Source organism: Thiemannella venezuelensis (assembly GCF_014203605.1).
Lineage (GTDB): Bacteria > Actinomycetota > Actinomycetes > Streptosporangiales > Streptosporangiaceae > Planomonospora_A > Planomonospora_A venezuelensis.
Window position 1 is genome coordinate 163547 of the sequence record NZ_JACHJJ010000001.1, and the last position, 13702, is coordinate 177248.

16 protein-coding genes, 1 tRNA gene and 1 pseudogene are annotated in these 13702 nt (G+C 70.4%); 8 read left to right on the top strand and 10 right to left on the bottom strand.

The features are described 5' to 3' along the window. Positions 1 to 124 precede the first annotated feature (124 nt). Positions 125 to 916, top strand: a complete 792-nt coding sequence (locus tag FHS22_RS37240) for a calcium-binding protein (RefSeq protein WP_221473075.1) — start codon at positions 125 to 127, stop codon at positions 914 to 916. A 138-nt stretch (positions 917 to 1054) separates the two neighbouring features. Here the strand turns inward: FHS22_RS37240 and FHS22_RS00900 are convergent, their stop codons facing one another. The 6 genes from FHS22_RS00900 to FHS22_RS00925 form a co-directional block, all read right to left on the bottom strand. After that, positions 1055 to 1198 carry a hypothetical protein gene (locus tag FHS22_RS00900; RefSeq protein ID WP_184937416.1) on the bottom strand — a complete coding sequence of 48 codons (144 nt, stop codon included), beginning with the start codon at positions 1196 to 1198 and terminating at the stop codon, positions 1055 to 1057. Between the two features lie 74 nt (positions 1199 to 1272). Continuing rightward, positions 1273 to 1677 carry a GNAT family N-acetyltransferase gene (locus tag FHS22_RS00905; RefSeq protein WP_184937418.1) on the bottom strand — a complete coding sequence of 135 codons (405 nt, stop codon included), beginning with the start codon at positions 1675 to 1677 and terminating at the stop codon, positions 1273 to 1275. A 144-nt stretch (positions 1678 to 1821) separates the two neighbouring features. Next, a complete protein-coding gene (locus FHS22_RS00910; protein WP_184937419.1) occupies positions 1822 to 2571 on the bottom strand; it encodes an SDR family NAD(P)-dependent oxidoreductase in 750 nt (249 codons plus the stop codon). A 64-nt stretch (positions 2572 to 2635) separates the two neighbouring features. Then, positions 2636 to 3052, bottom strand: a complete 417-nt coding sequence (locus FHS22_RS00915) for a MarR family winged helix-turn-helix transcriptional regulator (protein WP_184937421.1) — start codon at positions 3050 to 3052, stop codon at positions 2636 to 2638. Between the two features lie 35 nt (positions 3053 to 3087). Beyond that, positions 3088 to 4026, bottom strand: a complete 939-nt coding sequence (locus FHS22_RS00920) for a hypothetical protein (RefSeq protein WP_184937423.1) — start codon at positions 4024 to 4026, stop codon at positions 3088 to 3090. 156 nt (positions 4027 to 4182) lie between these two features. Further along, the gene (locus FHS22_RS00925) at positions 4183 to 5388 is read right to left on the bottom strand and encodes an esterase-like activity of phytase family protein (RefSeq protein WP_184937425.1); all 1206 of its coding nucleotides are present in this window, start codon (positions 5386 to 5388) and stop codon (positions 4183 to 4185) included. A 194-nt stretch (positions 5389 to 5582) separates the two neighbouring features. Here FHS22_RS00925 and FHS22_RS00930 point away from each other — a divergent pair, with 194 nt between their 5' ends. From FHS22_RS00930 to FHS22_RS00940, 3 genes are read left to right on the top strand one after another with little or no spacing between them, the layout of a single operon-like run. Continuing rightward, on the top strand, positions 5583 to 6062 hold the full coding sequence (locus tag FHS22_RS00930) for a SigE family RNA polymerase sigma factor (RefSeq protein ID WP_338047544.1): 480 nt from the start codon (positions 5583 to 5585) through the stop codon (positions 6060 to 6062). Then, positions 6059 to 7498 (top strand): hypothetical protein, encoded by a 1440-nt coding sequence (locus FHS22_RS00935; protein ID WP_184937429.1) that lies wholly within the window; start codon positions 6059 to 6061, stop codon positions 7496 to 7498. Before FHS22_RS00930 ends, FHS22_RS00935 begins: the two co-directional genes overlap by 4 nt. Before the next feature lie 10 nt (positions 7499 to 7508). After that, a complete protein-coding gene (locus FHS22_RS00940) occupies positions 7509 to 7967 on the top strand; it encodes a MaoC family dehydratase (protein WP_184937431.1) in 459 nt (152 codons plus the stop codon). Between the two features lie 58 nt (positions 7968 to 8025). Here FHS22_RS00940 and FHS22_RS00945 read toward each other — a convergent pair whose 3' ends face one another. Both FHS22_RS00945 and FHS22_RS00950 read right to left on the bottom strand, forming a co-directional pair. After that, the gene (locus FHS22_RS00945) at positions 8026 to 8664 is read right to left on the bottom strand and encodes a response regulator (protein WP_184937433.1); all 639 of its coding nucleotides are present in this window, start codon (positions 8662 to 8664) and stop codon (positions 8026 to 8028) included. A gap of 16 nt (positions 8665 to 8680) precedes the next feature. Next, positions 8681 to 9898: a sensor histidine kinase gene (locus FHS22_RS00950; protein WP_260407558.1), complete on the bottom strand. Its 1218-nt coding sequence runs from the start codon at positions 9896 to 9898 to the stop codon at positions 8681 to 8683. Between the two features lie 131 nt (positions 9899 to 10029). Here FHS22_RS00950 and FHS22_RS00955 point away from each other — a divergent pair, with 131 nt between their 5' ends. Together FHS22_RS00955 and FHS22_RS00960 are read left to right on the top strand one after the other, a co-directional pair. Then, positions 10030 to 10596 (top strand): hypothetical protein, encoded by a 567-nt coding sequence (locus FHS22_RS00955; RefSeq protein WP_184937437.1) that lies wholly within the window; start codon positions 10030 to 10032, stop codon positions 10594 to 10596. Positions 10597 to 10706: 110 nt separating this feature from the next. After that, positions 10707 to 10779, top strand: a tRNA-Arg gene (locus FHS22_RS00960). Between the two features lie 136 nt (positions 10780 to 10915). Here the strand turns inward: FHS22_RS00960 and FHS22_RS00965 are convergent. Both FHS22_RS00965 and FHS22_RS00970 read right to left on the bottom strand, forming a co-directional pair. After that, positions 10916 to 11608 carry a hypothetical protein gene (locus FHS22_RS00965; RefSeq protein WP_184937439.1) on the bottom strand — a complete coding sequence of 231 codons (693 nt, stop codon included), beginning with the start codon at positions 11606 to 11608 and terminating at the stop codon, positions 10916 to 10918. A 283-nt stretch (positions 11609 to 11891) separates the two neighbouring features. Next, positions 11892 to 12113 (bottom strand): annotated as a pseudogene (locus tag FHS22_RS00970) (transposase); the annotation flags it as partial. A 152-nt stretch (positions 12114 to 12265) separates the two neighbouring features. Between FHS22_RS00970 and FHS22_RS00975 the strand changes: the two are divergent. Together FHS22_RS00975 and FHS22_RS00980 are read left to right on the top strand one after the other, a co-directional pair. Continuing rightward, positions 12266 to 12934 carry a hypothetical protein gene (locus FHS22_RS00975; RefSeq protein ID WP_184937440.1) on the top strand — a complete coding sequence of 223 codons (669 nt, stop codon included), beginning with the start codon at positions 12266 to 12268 and terminating at the stop codon, positions 12932 to 12934. Beyond that, complete coding sequence (locus tag FHS22_RS00980; protein ID WP_260407559.1) at positions 12931 to 13614, top strand: HAD family hydrolase; 684 nt, start codon at positions 12931 to 12933, stop codon at positions 13612 to 13614. The genes FHS22_RS00975 and FHS22_RS00980 overlap by 4 nt, the downstream gene beginning before the upstream one ends. The last annotated feature ends 88 nt before the right edge of the window (positions 13615 to 13702 follow it).

The following is a 13702-nucleotide window of genomic DNA, read 5'->3' on the forward strand; positions in this document are numbered from 1 at the left end:
TCCTCCGTGATCAGCCTTTCCTGTGTGCACTTCTCCACGGAAGAGAGCAATGCCCTGCCCAAATATGGAGCCGAACACGAGCGGGCCTCAAGCGTGCCCGCCGAACTCCACAGGGGGAAGAACGATGAACGACCTCAAGCGCGGAGCGCTCCGGCTGTCCCTGATCGGCAGCGTGGCCGCCGGCATCCTGGCCGCGGCCCCGACCGCGGGCAACGCCGCCGTCGGCGAACTCCAGATCGCCAAGTCCGGCGCGACGATGACCGTCACGGCGGGGACCGTGACCCGCAACGACAACATCACCGTGCAGGCGGTCAGCGGGCGGATCCACGTGTTCGGCTCGGGGATCCGCGCCGTGCAGGGCGGCGGCTGCACCCAGGTCTCGGCCGGTGAGGTCGACTGCGGCAACGGCGTCACCGGGATCTCCGCCGACCTCGGGAGCGGCAACGACCGCTTCTCGTCCCTCGTCGAGATCAACGGGACCGTCGACGGCGGCTCCGGCGACGACTCCTTCTCCGCCGGGCGGAGCCCGCGCGGGACCGGCCTCACCTACCGGGGCGGTCTCGGGCGCGACACGGTCGACTACAGCTCCAGCAGCACGGGGGTGGTCGTGACCAAGGGCGTCGGCGCGCAGCTCGACGGCCGGGCCTCCGTCGACCGGGACAACGTCTCCGTCGACGTGGAGGTCATCAGGGGCACCGGCCGTACCGACACGCTCGTCGGCGGCACCGGCGCCGACACGCTCATCGGCGGGAACGGGGCGGACATCCTGCGCGGCAACGGCGGCAACGACACCATCGACGCCCGCGACAGCCAGGGCACGAAGGACACCACGATCGACTGCGGCGCCGGCGCCGACACCGCGACCGCCGACGCGGCCGACGCGCCGGTGAACTGCGAGTCCGTCGGCAGGCGGTGAGTCCGCGGCCGTGCGGGCTTCGGCGGGCCGTGAGTCCGCGGCCGCACGTGCTTCGGCCGGACGCGCCCCTGGGGAGGGCGCGTCCGGCCGCCTTTCGGGCGCCCCCGCCTCCCGGCGACGGCAGGAGAGGGCGGTACGTCAGAATTGCGGGCCGCGAGGACCGGAGCGCTCACGGTCGTGCTTCAACGCCATCCGCACGGCGAAGTAGATGACGAAGAACTGCACCAGAATGCCGAACGCCCAGAGGACGACTGTAAAGGCGGAAAATCCTACGAAATCCATTGATCCTCCTCGTAAATGCGATCAGCATGCCCGACCTGTTCGTGCACCGTCCACGCGGTGCGCCGGCCACCGGGTCAGCCGTGGAGCGCGGAGCGGTCGAGGCGGCTCATTCCGGGGACGGGGCGCATGCCGAAGCGCTCGTAGTAGTGCTGGAGCGAGGGCTCGCAGAGCAGGTCGACCGAGTAGAGGTGCCCGGTGCCGTCGAGGATCCGGCGCATCAGCTCCGAGCCGATCCCCCGGTCCTGGTAGGCGGGCAGGACCTCCAGCCAGGGGATGTAGGCGGTCAGCACCCCGTCGCTGATCATGTTGACGAAACCGACGACGCGGTCCGTCTCGTCGTCGACCGCCATGACCGCGCGGTGGCTGCCGCGGAGCACCGCCAGGTGCTGCTCGGGGGAGGCGGCCTTGGGCCAGCCGACGAAGAAGCCCTGCAACTGCTCGGCGCGGATCGTGCCGGCGGCATCGGTGTAGCGGATCATCACCGTATCCTCGCGGTGCTCGCGGGGAGCGCGCAAAGGGTGTTCACGGCCGCCGCCCGCGACCGCCTGCCGTACGCGCGCGTCCCGCGGCCGGGCGCACGTCCCCGCGGCGGTACGGCGCGGGGCCGCCGGTGCGGGCCGCGGTCAGACGCCGCCGTTCACCGCGATGACCTGGCCGGTGATGCCGGTGTTGGCGGCCGACCCCAGGTAGACGACCGCGTTGGCCACCTCGGCGGCGTCCAGCAGGCGGCCGATCGGGGCCCGGTCGCTCTCCAGACGGCCCACGGCCTCGACCATCTCGCCGTTGCGGGCGGTCCTGGTGAAGCCCGGCATGACCACGTTGGACAGGATGTCGCCGTCGCGGCCGAGGCTGAAGGCGGCCGAGCGGCTGAAGCCGTGCAGCGCGCCCTTGGCCGCCCCGTAGTACTCGCCGCCGGCCATGCCCTCGGTGGCGATGCTGGAGGAGACGTGGACGAGCCGGCCGAAGCGGCGTTCGCGCATGGCGGGGGCGACCAGGCGGCTGAGCCGCAGAGCGCCCTCGATGTTGTGCCGGAGCATCTCCAGCCACTCCCCGTCGGCCACGTCCTCGAAGGACGCGTCCGGCCTCGGCGCGGGACCGCCCCAGCGGACCGCGTTGTTGACCAGCACGTCGATCCTGCCGGTCCGCTCCAGCGTCCCGGCCACCAGCGCGGCGGCCGAGGCGGGGTCGCCCAGCTCGTACGGCAGCGCCACGCCGCCGACCTCCCCGGCCAGTTCCCCGGCCTCGTCGGGGGTGCTCCGGTAGGTGAGGACCACGTCGGCTCCCTCGGCGGCGTAGCCGCGGGCGATCTCCCGCCCGATCCCGCCGGTGGCGCCCGTCACGATCACGGTGCGGCCCTTCAGCCCCAGGTCCATCGCTACTCCTTAAGTGGTTAACTAACTGGTCGGACCGCACCCCCGGAAAAGGGGTGCGGGTCGTTCACGTCAGGTGGTCGAGCACCTTGCGCTGGTCCGGCGTGAGGCCGGACAGCCAGGCGTCCTCGGCCTCGCGCCAGAGCTCGCCCACCGGCCTCTCCAGCGCCCTGCCGGCGTCGGTCAGCCAGATCCGCTGGATCCGGCCGTCCGCCTCGTCGCGGCGGCGGACCACCAGGCCCTGCCTCTCCAGGCCGCGCAGCACCTGGGTGACGTTGGCGGCGGACACCTTGGCGCATCCGGCCAGATGCCCCTGGCACAGCCCGTCCTCACGCCAGAGCTGGGCCAGGTAGACCTCCTGGCCCAGGTGCAGCCCCAGCCTTTCCAGGCCGGCCGCGAGCCGGCGCTTGTGGGAGCCGAGACGCATGATCAGTGCGTACATCGTGCTGTCCAGCAGCGAGTAGCCGTTCTCCATGTCCTGCATTAGTTAACCACTTAATGACCTTCGGGCCAAGGCCTCTACGCGCCGAGGTCCTTGAAGGTCGCGGTGACGTCGCGGAGCAGCGGGCCGTGCTCCTCCCCCTTGGTCTCCAGCGTCCAGGTGAGGACCTGGTGGAAGTCCGCCGCGCCCTGCACGAGGGTCACCCAGTAGGTGATCCGCACGCCCTGGGCGGTGCCGTGGAGCTCGTACTGGATCGCGGGGGCACCGTTGATCGTCAGCTGCTGGGGCTCGCCGGCGGAGGTGTTGGTCAGCTTCGTCTGCATCTGCTCGATGACCAGCTTGCCGTAGCCGGCCAGGTCGAGGTCGAAGCTGGCCTTGTCCTCCGTGATGACCATCAGGTACTGCTCTTTGGCCTGGTTGCCCACCTGGACGTCGGCCTCGTTGAGCAGGGAGAGGGTCTCCCAGTCGGCGGGGATGGTGAGCTGGCTCTTGCCGTCGGTGGAGGTGACGGTCCGGCCGTCCGGGACCGCGGGCGGCGAGGACTGCTCGGTCTGGGCCGCGGTGGGCTCGCCGCTGGGGTCGGCCGGGGACGAGGCCGCCGCGGTCGGGGCCGTGCTCGATCCCGCGGTGGGCTTCCCGGAGTCACCCGGGAGCACGACGACGAAGACGACCACGAGGGCGACGACGACCGCGACGGCCACGCCGACGACCCAGGGCCAGACGGGCTTGCGCTTGGGCGGTCCGCCCTGGGGGTACCAGGGGCCGCCCGGACCCTGCTGCTGGCCCTGCGGGTTGTAGGGCTGCTGACCCGGGTTGTACGGCTGCTGGCCCGGGTTGTAGGGCTGGTCCTGGGGGCGGTACGGGATGGTCGGCTGCGGCTGCGACTGCTGGAAGGGCGGCAGCTGCTGGCCGTACGGAGGCTGCTGGGGGGACTGCCAGGGACCTGCGGGGGGCTGTCCAGGCCCACCGGGGGGCTGCTGGCCTTGAGGGTCCTGGGGAGATGATGGAGGCCACATGGACGTAACCGTTCCCTTTGTCAGTTTCTGGAGCGTTCCTTGAGGATAAGCTCTCATGGCATCAGGACGGTCTCGTTACCGGAACCGTCCTGCGGCCACCATCGGCCCCTGAAGCCTGTTGTTTCCGGAAAAATCCGGTGAAACTTCCCAGAATGCTCAGCGATACACGCGCGGGTCGGCCTGCAGCGGGCGCGAGAGCCGCACCTTGATGAATTCGTTGTCGTCGGGCCTGCCCGCCGTACGGCCCGCGGAGAACGGGAAGTTGTTGTCGTCCAGGATCCCCAGGGTGCGGTCGTCGAGGATCACGACGTCCTCGATCGTCTGGAACGGGAAGCGGAAGGTCTCCCCGAAACCGCCCAGGCCGCGGGGGTTCGCCAGGTCGAGCAGGTCGGCGACGAGGGTCTTGCGCAGGCTCTCGCCCCGGGTGTCCACGAGATAGACCTTCTTCGTCCTCGCCGCGTCGCCCTGGAGGTTGTCGCGCTCGATGACCAGGAAGCGGTGCCGGTCCACCGCGACCATGTCGCCGATCGCGTGCTCCGGGCCGTCCATCCGGTAGGCCCAGCGCCTGCCCGTGTAGGCCCGCCTGCGCAGGTCGAACTCCATCATCCGCAGGGTCCCCGCCTCGTCGCCCTGCACGGTGCCCTCCAGCAGCGGGTACAGCCTGCGCCCGTCGACCGAGCGGGCCATCCCCTCGAAGCCCTTGCTCCGGCCCAGGTTGGCCGGGTCGCCGCCGCGCAGCGGGTTCTCCGGCGCCATCACGCTGGGCAGCGGGACCGGAGCCTCCAGGAGCTCGCCGGAGGAGGAGAAGTGCAGCAGGAACGGGCCGAACTCGTCACCGATCCAGTAGGTCCCGTCCCCGGCCCGCACGATCGACTCCACGTCGAAGTCGGCGCCGGTGAGCGTGCGGTCGGCCCGGGTCAGCGGCCAGGTCACGTGACCGGCGGGGTCGCCGAGGTCGAACCCGCCCAGCACCTCGACCGTGCCGCGCCGGAAGTCGGGCCTGATCCGGTGCACGCGCAGCAGGAAGTCGGAGCTGTTGTCCTTGCCGCCGTAGCCGTTGTCGGACAGCACCTCGAAGGTGCCGTCGTGCCGCCGCACGATGCCGCTGAAGCCCTGGACCGGCTGGCCGGCGAAGGGCGGGGTCACGCCGTTGACCGGGGCCGTGCCGAGCGACCTGCCCGAGGGCTCGCTGCCCGGCACGAACGTCAGCGCGGGCAGGGAGGCGAACCCGGTCAGCGCGGCCCGCCCGAAGTCCCCGCCGCCGTGCCCGCGGGACCCGGCTCCGGGGTCGGCGGCCGCCGGGGCGGCGAGGGAGAGGGCCAGTACGGCCGTGCAGAACGTGGTCGCAACGCGTCGTCTCATGCCGGGCACCGTAGGAGTCGTGGATGACGTGCGGAGTAACGCCGGATGTCCGCCCGCAAGCCGTACCCGAATGTCGTACGACGGAACGCCGGACGCCCGCCCGCGAGCCGTGCGGCGGGGGCGCCGGGCGGCTTCCCGCGAACCGGGGACGGACGCCGTGCAACAGAATGCGGCGTCCGCACGTCCCTGTCTTCGTGGAGTTCGCAGAGTTCGTCGCCGCACGGGGAAGCGCGCTGTACCGGTACGGCTACGTCCTCACCGGCAACGCCGAGGACGCGGCCGACCTGGCGCAGGAGGCGCTGATGCGCCTGGGGGACTCGTGGGCGAGGGTGCGCAGGCGAGACGACCCGGAGGGGTACGTCCGCACGACCATGGCCCGGCTGCACATCAGCGCCTGGCGGCGGCTGCGCCGCGAGCGGCTGGTCGCGGAGGTGCCGGAGAAGCCCTACACCGAGGCCGGCTTCGACGGCGACGCCGGACTGTGGGACGAGCTGAAGGGGCTGCCGCCCAAGCAGCGGGCGGTCCTGGTCCTGCGCTACTACGAGGGGCTGCCGGACCAGGAGATCGCCGAGCTGCTCGGCATCTCGCGGGGCACGGTGCGCAGCCAGGCGGCCAGGGCGCTGGACAAGCTCAGGGTACGGGTTTCCGATCTTGAAACGGGGCGGGTTCGATGAACGACAGGTACGAGGAGGAGCTCGTCCGCACGCTGTCCGGGGCGGCGGACGCCGCGCCCGAGCCGCCGGGGGACCTGCTCGGCGCGATCGGGGCGCGGCGGGCCAGGCGGACGCGGAGACGGGTGCAGTCGGTCCTCGCGGTCGCCGCGGTGGTCGCGGTGGTCGGCGGCGGTACGGCGGTCGCGAGGGGGGTCTTCTCCCACAGGGGCGGGGAAGGCCCGATCCTCGCCGACGCCACGGCGACGGCGGTGATGACGACGCCGGCGCCCTCGCCGCAGCGGCCGACGCAGGCCGGGAAGGCCCCGCGGATCCGCCCGGCCGCCGAGGTCTGGCCGGCCGCGGTGTCGACGATCCCGGCCAAGGCGCCGGACGGGTGGAGGTACCGTCCGATCACCGCGCTGAGCGCCACGGAGCTGCTGCTTGCGGCCGAGTCGTCGTTCGAGAGGTCCGGCCGGCTGGAGGTCTACGACACCGCGCGCGGGAGCCGTACCGTGCTCGCCGAGATGCCCGCCCCCGAGGGGGTGAAGGGGTACTTCGCGCAGAGCGTCGACGTGGGAGCCGAGTACGTCGCGTGGTACGGCACGACGCCCGACGGCGGCGACCGGTGGGCCGACTTCTGGGTGGTGCCCCGCACGGGCGGTACGGCGCGGCAGGTCGGCGTGGTGACCGGGGAGCAGGCCGAGGTGGAGGCGCTCGGCACCACCGCGGACTCCGTCGTCTGGTCGGTGTCCGGCGGCGGGGTCTACCGCATGCCGCTGGGCGGCGGGACCCCGGAGCGGATCGAGGGCACCGACGGGCTGCACCTGCTGTCGTGGCCGTGGGCGACCGACGTCGGCGAGCGGGACTGGGAGAAGCCGCAGACCAGGCTGGTCGACCTGGAGACGATGCAGACGACCGAGGTGAGCGTTCCGGAGGGGATGAAGGCCTTCGGCTGCGGCCTGGAGTGGTGCTTCGGGGCGGGGGAGAGCGAGGAGAACAGGATCGTCGCGGGGCGGACGGACGGCTCGCAGCGCAGAACCGTGCCCGGCCTGCACGCCATGGGCCGGGACTTCGTACTGGCCCGGGACTTCGGGATGTTCAGCGTCTCCGGCGTGGTGGGCAGGGACGAGCGGGGCGAGGAGATCGAGGACCACTCCGTTCCCGTGGCAGCGGTGTACGACCCGGTGACCGGGACCCTGGCCGGGGTCGGCAGGTCCGACGGGAGGGGCGGTGGGAGCTACGGGCGCGGTACCTCCTCCTCGCCCAGCTCGATCGTCTACTGGGACGAGGACCTGAGGAACGTGGAGAGGTGCAGGATGGTCGAGGCCGAGAAGATCCCCCGGCCGTCGGGCTTCCCTTCTCCCACCGGCAAGACCAGGCACTGCGAGACGATCCCGGAGGGCGGCGGGAAGGAACTCACGGTCGTGAACCTTCTCGCGGTCCCAAGAACGGAATAAAGTTCCGGACATGAGGATTTTCGCGAACGTCCAGGAACTCAAGGCCGCCGTCGGCGAGCACCTCGGCCGCACCGAGTGGCGGACCGTGACCCAGGAGCAGGTCGGCCTGTTCGCCGACGCAACCGGCGACCACCAGTGGATCCACGTCGACGTCGAGGCCGCGGCCAAGGGGCCGTTCGGCGGGACCATCGCCCACGGCTACCTGAGTCTGTCGCTGCTGCCCTCGTTCATGATGGAGCTGCTGCGGGTGGACGGCCTGGCCATGGGCATCAACTACGGGCTCGACAAGGTCCGCTTCCCCTCCCCGGTCCCGGTCGGCGCTCGGGTCCGGGCGGGGGCGGAGCTGGTGGACCTGAAGGGCACGCCGGCGGGATACCTGTCGAAGATGCGGATGACCGTCGAGGTCGAGGGCCGGGACAAGCCCGCCTGCGTCGCGGACACCCTCTCCCTCTACGTCCCCGCGACCTGACGGGGCCGCCGGGCGTGCCGGTACGCCGCGGGACCGGCGGCGTACCGGCACCGGCGCCCTACGAGGAGTCGCGGGAGAGCTCCTGGGCGAGGATCGCGGCCTGGACCCGGCTGCGCAGGCCCAGCTTGTTCAGCACCCGGCTGACGTGCGTCTTCGTGGTCGCCTCCGCCATGTCCAGCTCGCGGGCGATCTCCGCGTTCGACAGGCCCCGGCCGACGCACGCCAGCACCTCGCGCTCGCGCGGGGTCAGGCTCCCGACGTCGTGCGGCGTCCGCCGGGGTACGGCCTCGCCGAACGCCGAGATCAGCCGCCGGGTGACCGAGGGCGAGATGAGCCCGTCGCCCCGGGCCACCACCCGGACGGCGTCGACCAGCGCGTCGGCGTCGGTGTTCTTGAGCAGGAACCCGGCCGCCCCCGCGCGCAGCGCCCCGAAGACGTACTCGTCGAGGTCGAAGGTGGTCAGGATCAGCACGTCGGCGATCCCGCTCAGCTCGCGGGTGGCCGAGATCCCGTCCAGCCTCGGCATCCGGATGTCCATCAGCACCACGTCGGGCCGCTCGCGCGCCGCCATCTCGACGGCCTGCTCCCCGTCCGAGGCCTCGCCGACGACCTCGATGTCGTCGTGGCCGTCCAGGATGAGGACGATCCCGGCGCGGACCGCCGCATGATCGTCGGCGACCAGAACACGGATCGTCACGGGGTCTCCCGGATGTTCACGGCGACCCGGCCGGCCGGGTCGCGGCACCGGTCGGGTGCGCGGCGGTCGCGGGGCGTGCGGCGGGCGGATGGGCGGCGGGCGGGTGAGCGGTGGGGAGTACGGCCCGCACGCGCCAGCCGCCGTCCCGCGGCCCGGCCTCGACCGCCCCGCCGACGAGCGCGGCCCGCTCCCGCATGCCGACGAGACCCGCCCTCGCGCCGGGGAGCCCCGGAGCGGCTCCGCCCGCCGGGCTGTCCACGGTCAGCACGACCTCGGCCGCCCGGTAGCCGATCTTCACCTCGGCCGTCCCGCCGCCGTGCTTGAGCGCGTTGGTGAGCGACTCCTGGAGGATCCGGTAGCCGGCCAGGTCCACGGAGGCGGGCAGTTCCCCGGCCGTGCCGTCCACGCGGAGCCGTACGGTCAGGCCCGCCTCGCGCGCCCGCTCCACCAGCTCGTCCGCGTCGGCCAGCCGGAGCCGGACCGCCTCGGACATCTCGGGCTCCTCGCCCTCCTGCCGGAGCAGCCCGATCATGGAACGCAGCTCGGCCATCCCCTGGACGCTGTTCTCCCGGACGGACTCCAGCACCTTCCGCACGACCCCGGCGTCCAGGTCCTTGCGCGAGAGCACCGCCGTGGACTGGATGGCGATCGCACTGAAGTGGTTGGCGATCACGTCGTGCAGTTCCCGGGCCATCCGGGCGCGCTCGGCCTGGACCGCGGTCCTGCGGTCCAGCTCCGCCAGGCGCGCCACCTGCTCGGCCCTGGCCCGCTCGGCATCCGCCTGGTCCCGGAACTGCGCCATGAACAGCGCGGTGATGACGGGCATGACGCCGACCAGGGCCATCTGGACCAGGACGATGGCGAAGGCCGCGAAGTCCCGGAAGATGAACGCGGCCACCGAGCCGCCGACGACGGCGATCGACGAGGTGACGCCGAGTATCCACCGGCCCAGCGGGCGCGGGCCGTACAGGACCACCGCGTAGAGGTTGTCGGTGAGGATCAGGATGGTGCCCAGGGACGGGCCCAGCGCGAGGTCGCCGAGGAGCGCCGCGATCCCCAGCGGGAGGCAGAGCAGCGGCCTGCTCCGCCGTACCGCGACCCCCAGGCAGGTGACCAGCAGCGGGGCGGCGAGGAGGTGGACGGGCGTCGGCCGGTCGACGTGGGCCCCCGCGGAGAGCAGGACGAGGCCGCCGGCGAAGCACGCCACCGCCCACAGCACGTCGTCCCGTCTCATGGGTCCCATCTCACCACCTCGGACGGCACCGCTCGTCCGGCCCGGGTCCTGTCCTCCGTACACACAAGGATGTACACCGGTTCATCACGATGAACGGTGAATCGCGAGGGGTGCTCCGCAATCATGAATCCATGGTTCTGGGGATAATCGTCGCCTGCGAGATCGGGTTCTGGGTCCTGCTCGGACTCGGCCTGGCCGCCCGCTACCTGTGGAGGAAGAAGCGGCTCAGCACCGTGCTGCTGATCGCGGTGCCGCTGCTCGACGTCGTCCTCCTGGCCGCCGCCGTGATCGACATGCGCGGCGGCGCCGAGGCCGGCTGGCACCACGGTCTGGCCGCCGCGTACCTCGCCTACTCCGTCGTCTTCGGCCACCGGACGATGAAGTGGGCCGACGCGCGGTTCGCCCACCGCTTCGCCGGCGGCCCCGAGCCGTGGAAGCCCCCCGCGGGCGGCATGGCCAGGGCCCGCTACGAGTGGGTCATGTGGCTGCGGATCGTCGTGGCGTGCGGAATCACGTACGGCCTGCTGCACGGGTTGGTCTGGCTGGTGGACGACCCGTCCAGGACGGAGGCGCTGACCGGGTTCACGGGGGTCCTGGACAAGATCGTGATGATCAGCGCCATTTGGCCGGTGAGCTACACCCTGTTCCCCAAGAAGGTCAGCGAGGATTCTCGGGCCGAGCCTTCTCTCCGGTCGTGAGTCACGGGGTGGTCGTGGGGCGGGCATCGTCTCGTTGGCTCAAGCACCCGTGTCGGGTCTGGTAGAGTTCTCTCTGTCGCCGATCACGTCAAGTGCCCGGCGGCAGGCAAGCGGCCGTAGCTCAATGGATAGAGCATCTGACTACGGATCAGAAGGTTAGGGGTTCGAGTCCTCTCGGCCGCGCAGCAGCTCAAAGGCCCATTCCGATCATCGGAATGGGCCTTTTTGATCTCCGTACAGCAGTGGGATACAGCAACGGGATCTGACGGCATCAGCGGGCTCGCGCCCAGCCTCCAGGGTCAGACTCCGGCGGTCTTGCTCAGGCGCCGCCGAGGCCCTCTCGGAGGCGGCGGACCCACTCTGCCGGGAAGACCTGCTCAAGCCGCTCTCTGCTGGTCTCCAGCATCCCTTCCTTTGCCAAGGGAAGAAGAGCGCCGTCTTGGACCGCCTTGTGATTCTCGGGTGCCGGACAGATCAGGACGGCGAGGATCCGGCACGTCCGTTGAAGCTCCTCGATCCCAGTCGTATGGAGCATGCTCTTGACGGGCTCCCACGCTGTCCGTACGGCCAGAGCCACCAACCCTTCAAGGAGAACGCCGCGACGCTCGGCCTTTCTGGACTGCGTGATGGCCATCGTCACGTACTCCGGTATCCGGTCCATGGCTTTCGAGAACTTCTCGACGGCCTCCGCCAGGGCGACAAGGAGATCGCACCAGAAGTGATTGGTGAGATGTCTTCTGGTCTCTCGCGGCGTGCTGCCGCCGAACCTCTTATCCAGCTCTCTGATTACAGGGCCGGAAAGGACATCGCCGACTTCCTGGATGTGTTCGATGGTTCTCGGGTTCTCGGATAGCCAGTCAACGAGATCGACGGTGGCGCTATCGGTGGCGGCTTCCTGCCTGCGCTTGGACGGCCCTCGTCGGCCTACGGGAGGGCGGGTTTCAGCCCAGTCGGAATCGCTGCGGTCTCTCGCCTCTTGGCGGGCAACGGGAGAAGGGTCGCGAGCCAGCATGAGGCCATAGGTCCAACCATGCTGTGTCCCACCGCATACGGAACATGCGCAGTGATGCCCTTTGGCACGCCCGCAACTCGCTGGATGCGTCATTCGCCCTCCGTTGCGCCGGCGCGAAAGTGAACTGAACGACTTACCCCAAGTACCATTCCTTTAAATCACAAAAATTGATTATCAAAATTCTCGCGATCGCTAGGTGAGCATGTCTTCTCGGTTACAAATCAAACTCTTGCATACTTACGTAAGGCCCTTTGGGTGATCCCAAAGGGCCTTAGAGGGCGACTCATTTGGTGAGTCGGCGGTAGCAAATGAGAGCGGCAGCCAGCGCGACGAAGGACGCGAAGTGGTCCGCGCGGCGCTCGTAGCGGCGATGCAGCCGACGGCATCCGACCAGCCAGGCGATCGTGCGCTCGATCACCCACCGATGACGGCCCAGGCGCTGACTGGACTCGACGCCGCGGCGGGCGATGCGCGGGGTGATGCCGCGCTGCCACAGGAAACGCCGGGAACCGATGAGATGCTGAACCGCAGGTCAGGGGTCACCCCGTGATCGGCCCCGGTCTCAGCCGCCGCCCTTGCTGAAGTGCTGGTAGTCCCCTACATCCAGGATGAGGACATATCGGGAGGATGTCGCCGGCGTCCGGTTGAATGAGGTTCATGACTGCTCATGAGGTGGCCCGGCTGCTGCCTGATATCCCGAGGCTTCGCGACCTGTGCCGGTCCATGGCGGTGCTGGAGGCCATCCTCAGCCCGGACTGGGAGAGCCGCTACCACTCCTTCGACGCGACCTGGAGCCCCGGGGAGGAGATGGCCTCCATGCGCAACGGCTCCGGAGACGAGTACTCCATCGTCTTCTCGGGAGCGGGTGCCTACATCCGCGGCTTCGACCACGAGGCGGTGATGAGCCCGTACGGCGACGACGGACCGTGGCCGGGGGTGCTCGACTCCGTCCCCGAGGTCTTCCGCCACTGCGTGACCGAGCCCGCGTTCTGCGACGAGGACGGCATACCGGTCGTGACCGCCTGCCTGTGGCGCGAGAGCGGCGACGACCGCTGGCGGGTCGGTGAGATCGACTACCCGGACGGTGCGAGCGACCCCGACGGCGCGGCGCACCTGTTCGCGCTGCTGGCCGACCCGTCTGCGGAGGCGTTCCAGCGGTTCGCCGAGGACTACTACGAGGTCCCCGTGGACCTCGATGCGGTGCGGCACGTCTACGCCCTGTGCCCGCTGACGCAGACGGCGGTCACCGCGCTGAACGCCGACCTCACGATGAAGGACCTCGCCGACGACCTCGCGGCAGCCCGGTACCCATCGGCCGCCGGTTGAGAAGACGGTCGGCCCGCAGGGTGATGATCGTGCAACGGCTCGCGCTCTTCGACTTGGACAACACGCTCGTGAACCTGGACGAGGCGTTCCGGACGTGGGCCACGGAGTTCGCCGGCGGGTACGGCCTCGACCGCGAGGCGGTTGACTGGCTGATCGCTCTCGACCAGGCGGGTTACCCGCATCGGGAGGTCTTCTTCGGCAAGGTCCGCGAGCACTTCGCCCTCGCCGAATCGGTCGAGGAGCTGTGGGGCCGCTACCGCAGGCGCATGCCGTACCTCGTGCGCTGCCGGCTCGAGGTGATAGACGGACTGGCGCGGCTGCGTGCGGCCGGGTGGAAGGTGGCCATCGTCACCAACGGCACCGCGGACAACCAGCTCGGGAAGATCCAGCGGACGGGACTGGCCCAGGCCGTCGACGCCTACGCGCTCTCCGGGCTCGAAGGCATCCGCAAGCCCGATGCCGGCCTATTCGAGATCGCGGCCAAGCGGTGCGGCATGACCCTTGCCAGTGGGGGATGGATGGTTGGTGACCACCTGGTCGCCGACATCGGCGGAGGACGGGCCGCTGGCCTGCGGACCGTCTGGATCGACAGAGGGACGTGGCCGGACCAGGAGCACGAGGCGGACCATGTCGTCACAGACGTGCTTCAGGCAATGGAGATCCTACGCGCGGTTCGGTGACCGATCCGGAGGGGAGATGCAAGCGTTGATCTTGCTAACGCAGGTGCTAACAACAGGTCTGGACGGCTCTGGACGACCATGGACTGAG

What these genes read in the sequence shown, in the direction of transcription:
- FHS22_RS37240 (WP_221473075.1), top strand. Translation starts at nt 125, where the DNA reads ATGAACGACCTCAAGCGCGGAGCGCTCCGGCTGTCCCTGATCGGCAGC.
- FHS22_RS00900 (WP_184937416.1), bottom strand. Translation starts at nt 1,198, where the DNA reads ATGGATTTCGTAGGATTTTCCGCCTTTACAGTCGTCCTCTGGGCGTTC.
- FHS22_RS00905 (WP_184937418.1), bottom strand. Translation starts at nt 1,677, where the DNA reads ATGATCCGCTACACCGATGCCGCCGGCACGATCCGCGCCGAGCAGTTG.
- FHS22_RS00910 (WP_184937419.1), bottom strand. Translation starts at nt 2,571, where the DNA reads ATGGACCTGGGGCTGAAGGGCCGCACCGTGATCGTGACGGGCGCCACC.
- FHS22_RS00915 (WP_184937421.1), bottom strand. Translation starts at nt 3,052, where the DNA reads ATGCAGGACATGGAGAACGGCTACTCGCTGCTGGACAGCACGATGTAC.
- FHS22_RS00920 (WP_184937423.1), bottom strand. Translation starts at nt 4,026, where the DNA reads ATGTGGCCTCCATCATCTCCCCAGGACCCTCAAGGCCAGCAGCCCCCC.
- FHS22_RS00925 (WP_184937425.1), bottom strand. Translation starts at nt 5,388, where the DNA reads ATGAGACGACGCGTTGCGACCACGTTCTGCACGGCCGTACTGGCCCTC.
- FHS22_RS00935 (WP_184937429.1), top strand. Translation starts at nt 6,059, where the DNA reads ATGAACGACAGGTACGAGGAGGAGCTCGTCCGCACGCTGTCCGGGGCG.
- FHS22_RS00940 (WP_184937431.1), top strand. Translation starts at nt 7,509, where the DNA reads ATGAGGATTTTCGCGAACGTCCAGGAACTCAAGGCCGCCGTCGGCGAG.
- FHS22_RS00950 (WP_260407558.1), bottom strand. Translation starts at nt 9,898, where the DNA reads ATGAGACGGGACGACGTGCTGTGGGCGGTGGCGTGCTTCGCCGGCGGC.
- FHS22_RS00955 (WP_184937437.1), top strand. Translation starts at nt 10,030, where the DNA reads ATGGTTCTGGGGATAATCGTCGCCTGCGAGATCGGGTTCTGGGTCCTG.
- FHS22_RS00965 (WP_184937439.1), bottom strand. Translation starts at nt 11,608, where the DNA reads ATGCTGGCTCGCGACCCTTCTCCCGTTGCCCGCCAAGAGGCGAGAGAC.
- FHS22_RS00975 (WP_184937440.1), top strand. Translation starts at nt 12,266, where the DNA reads ATGACTGCTCATGAGGTGGCCCGGCTGCTGCCTGATATCCCGAGGCTT.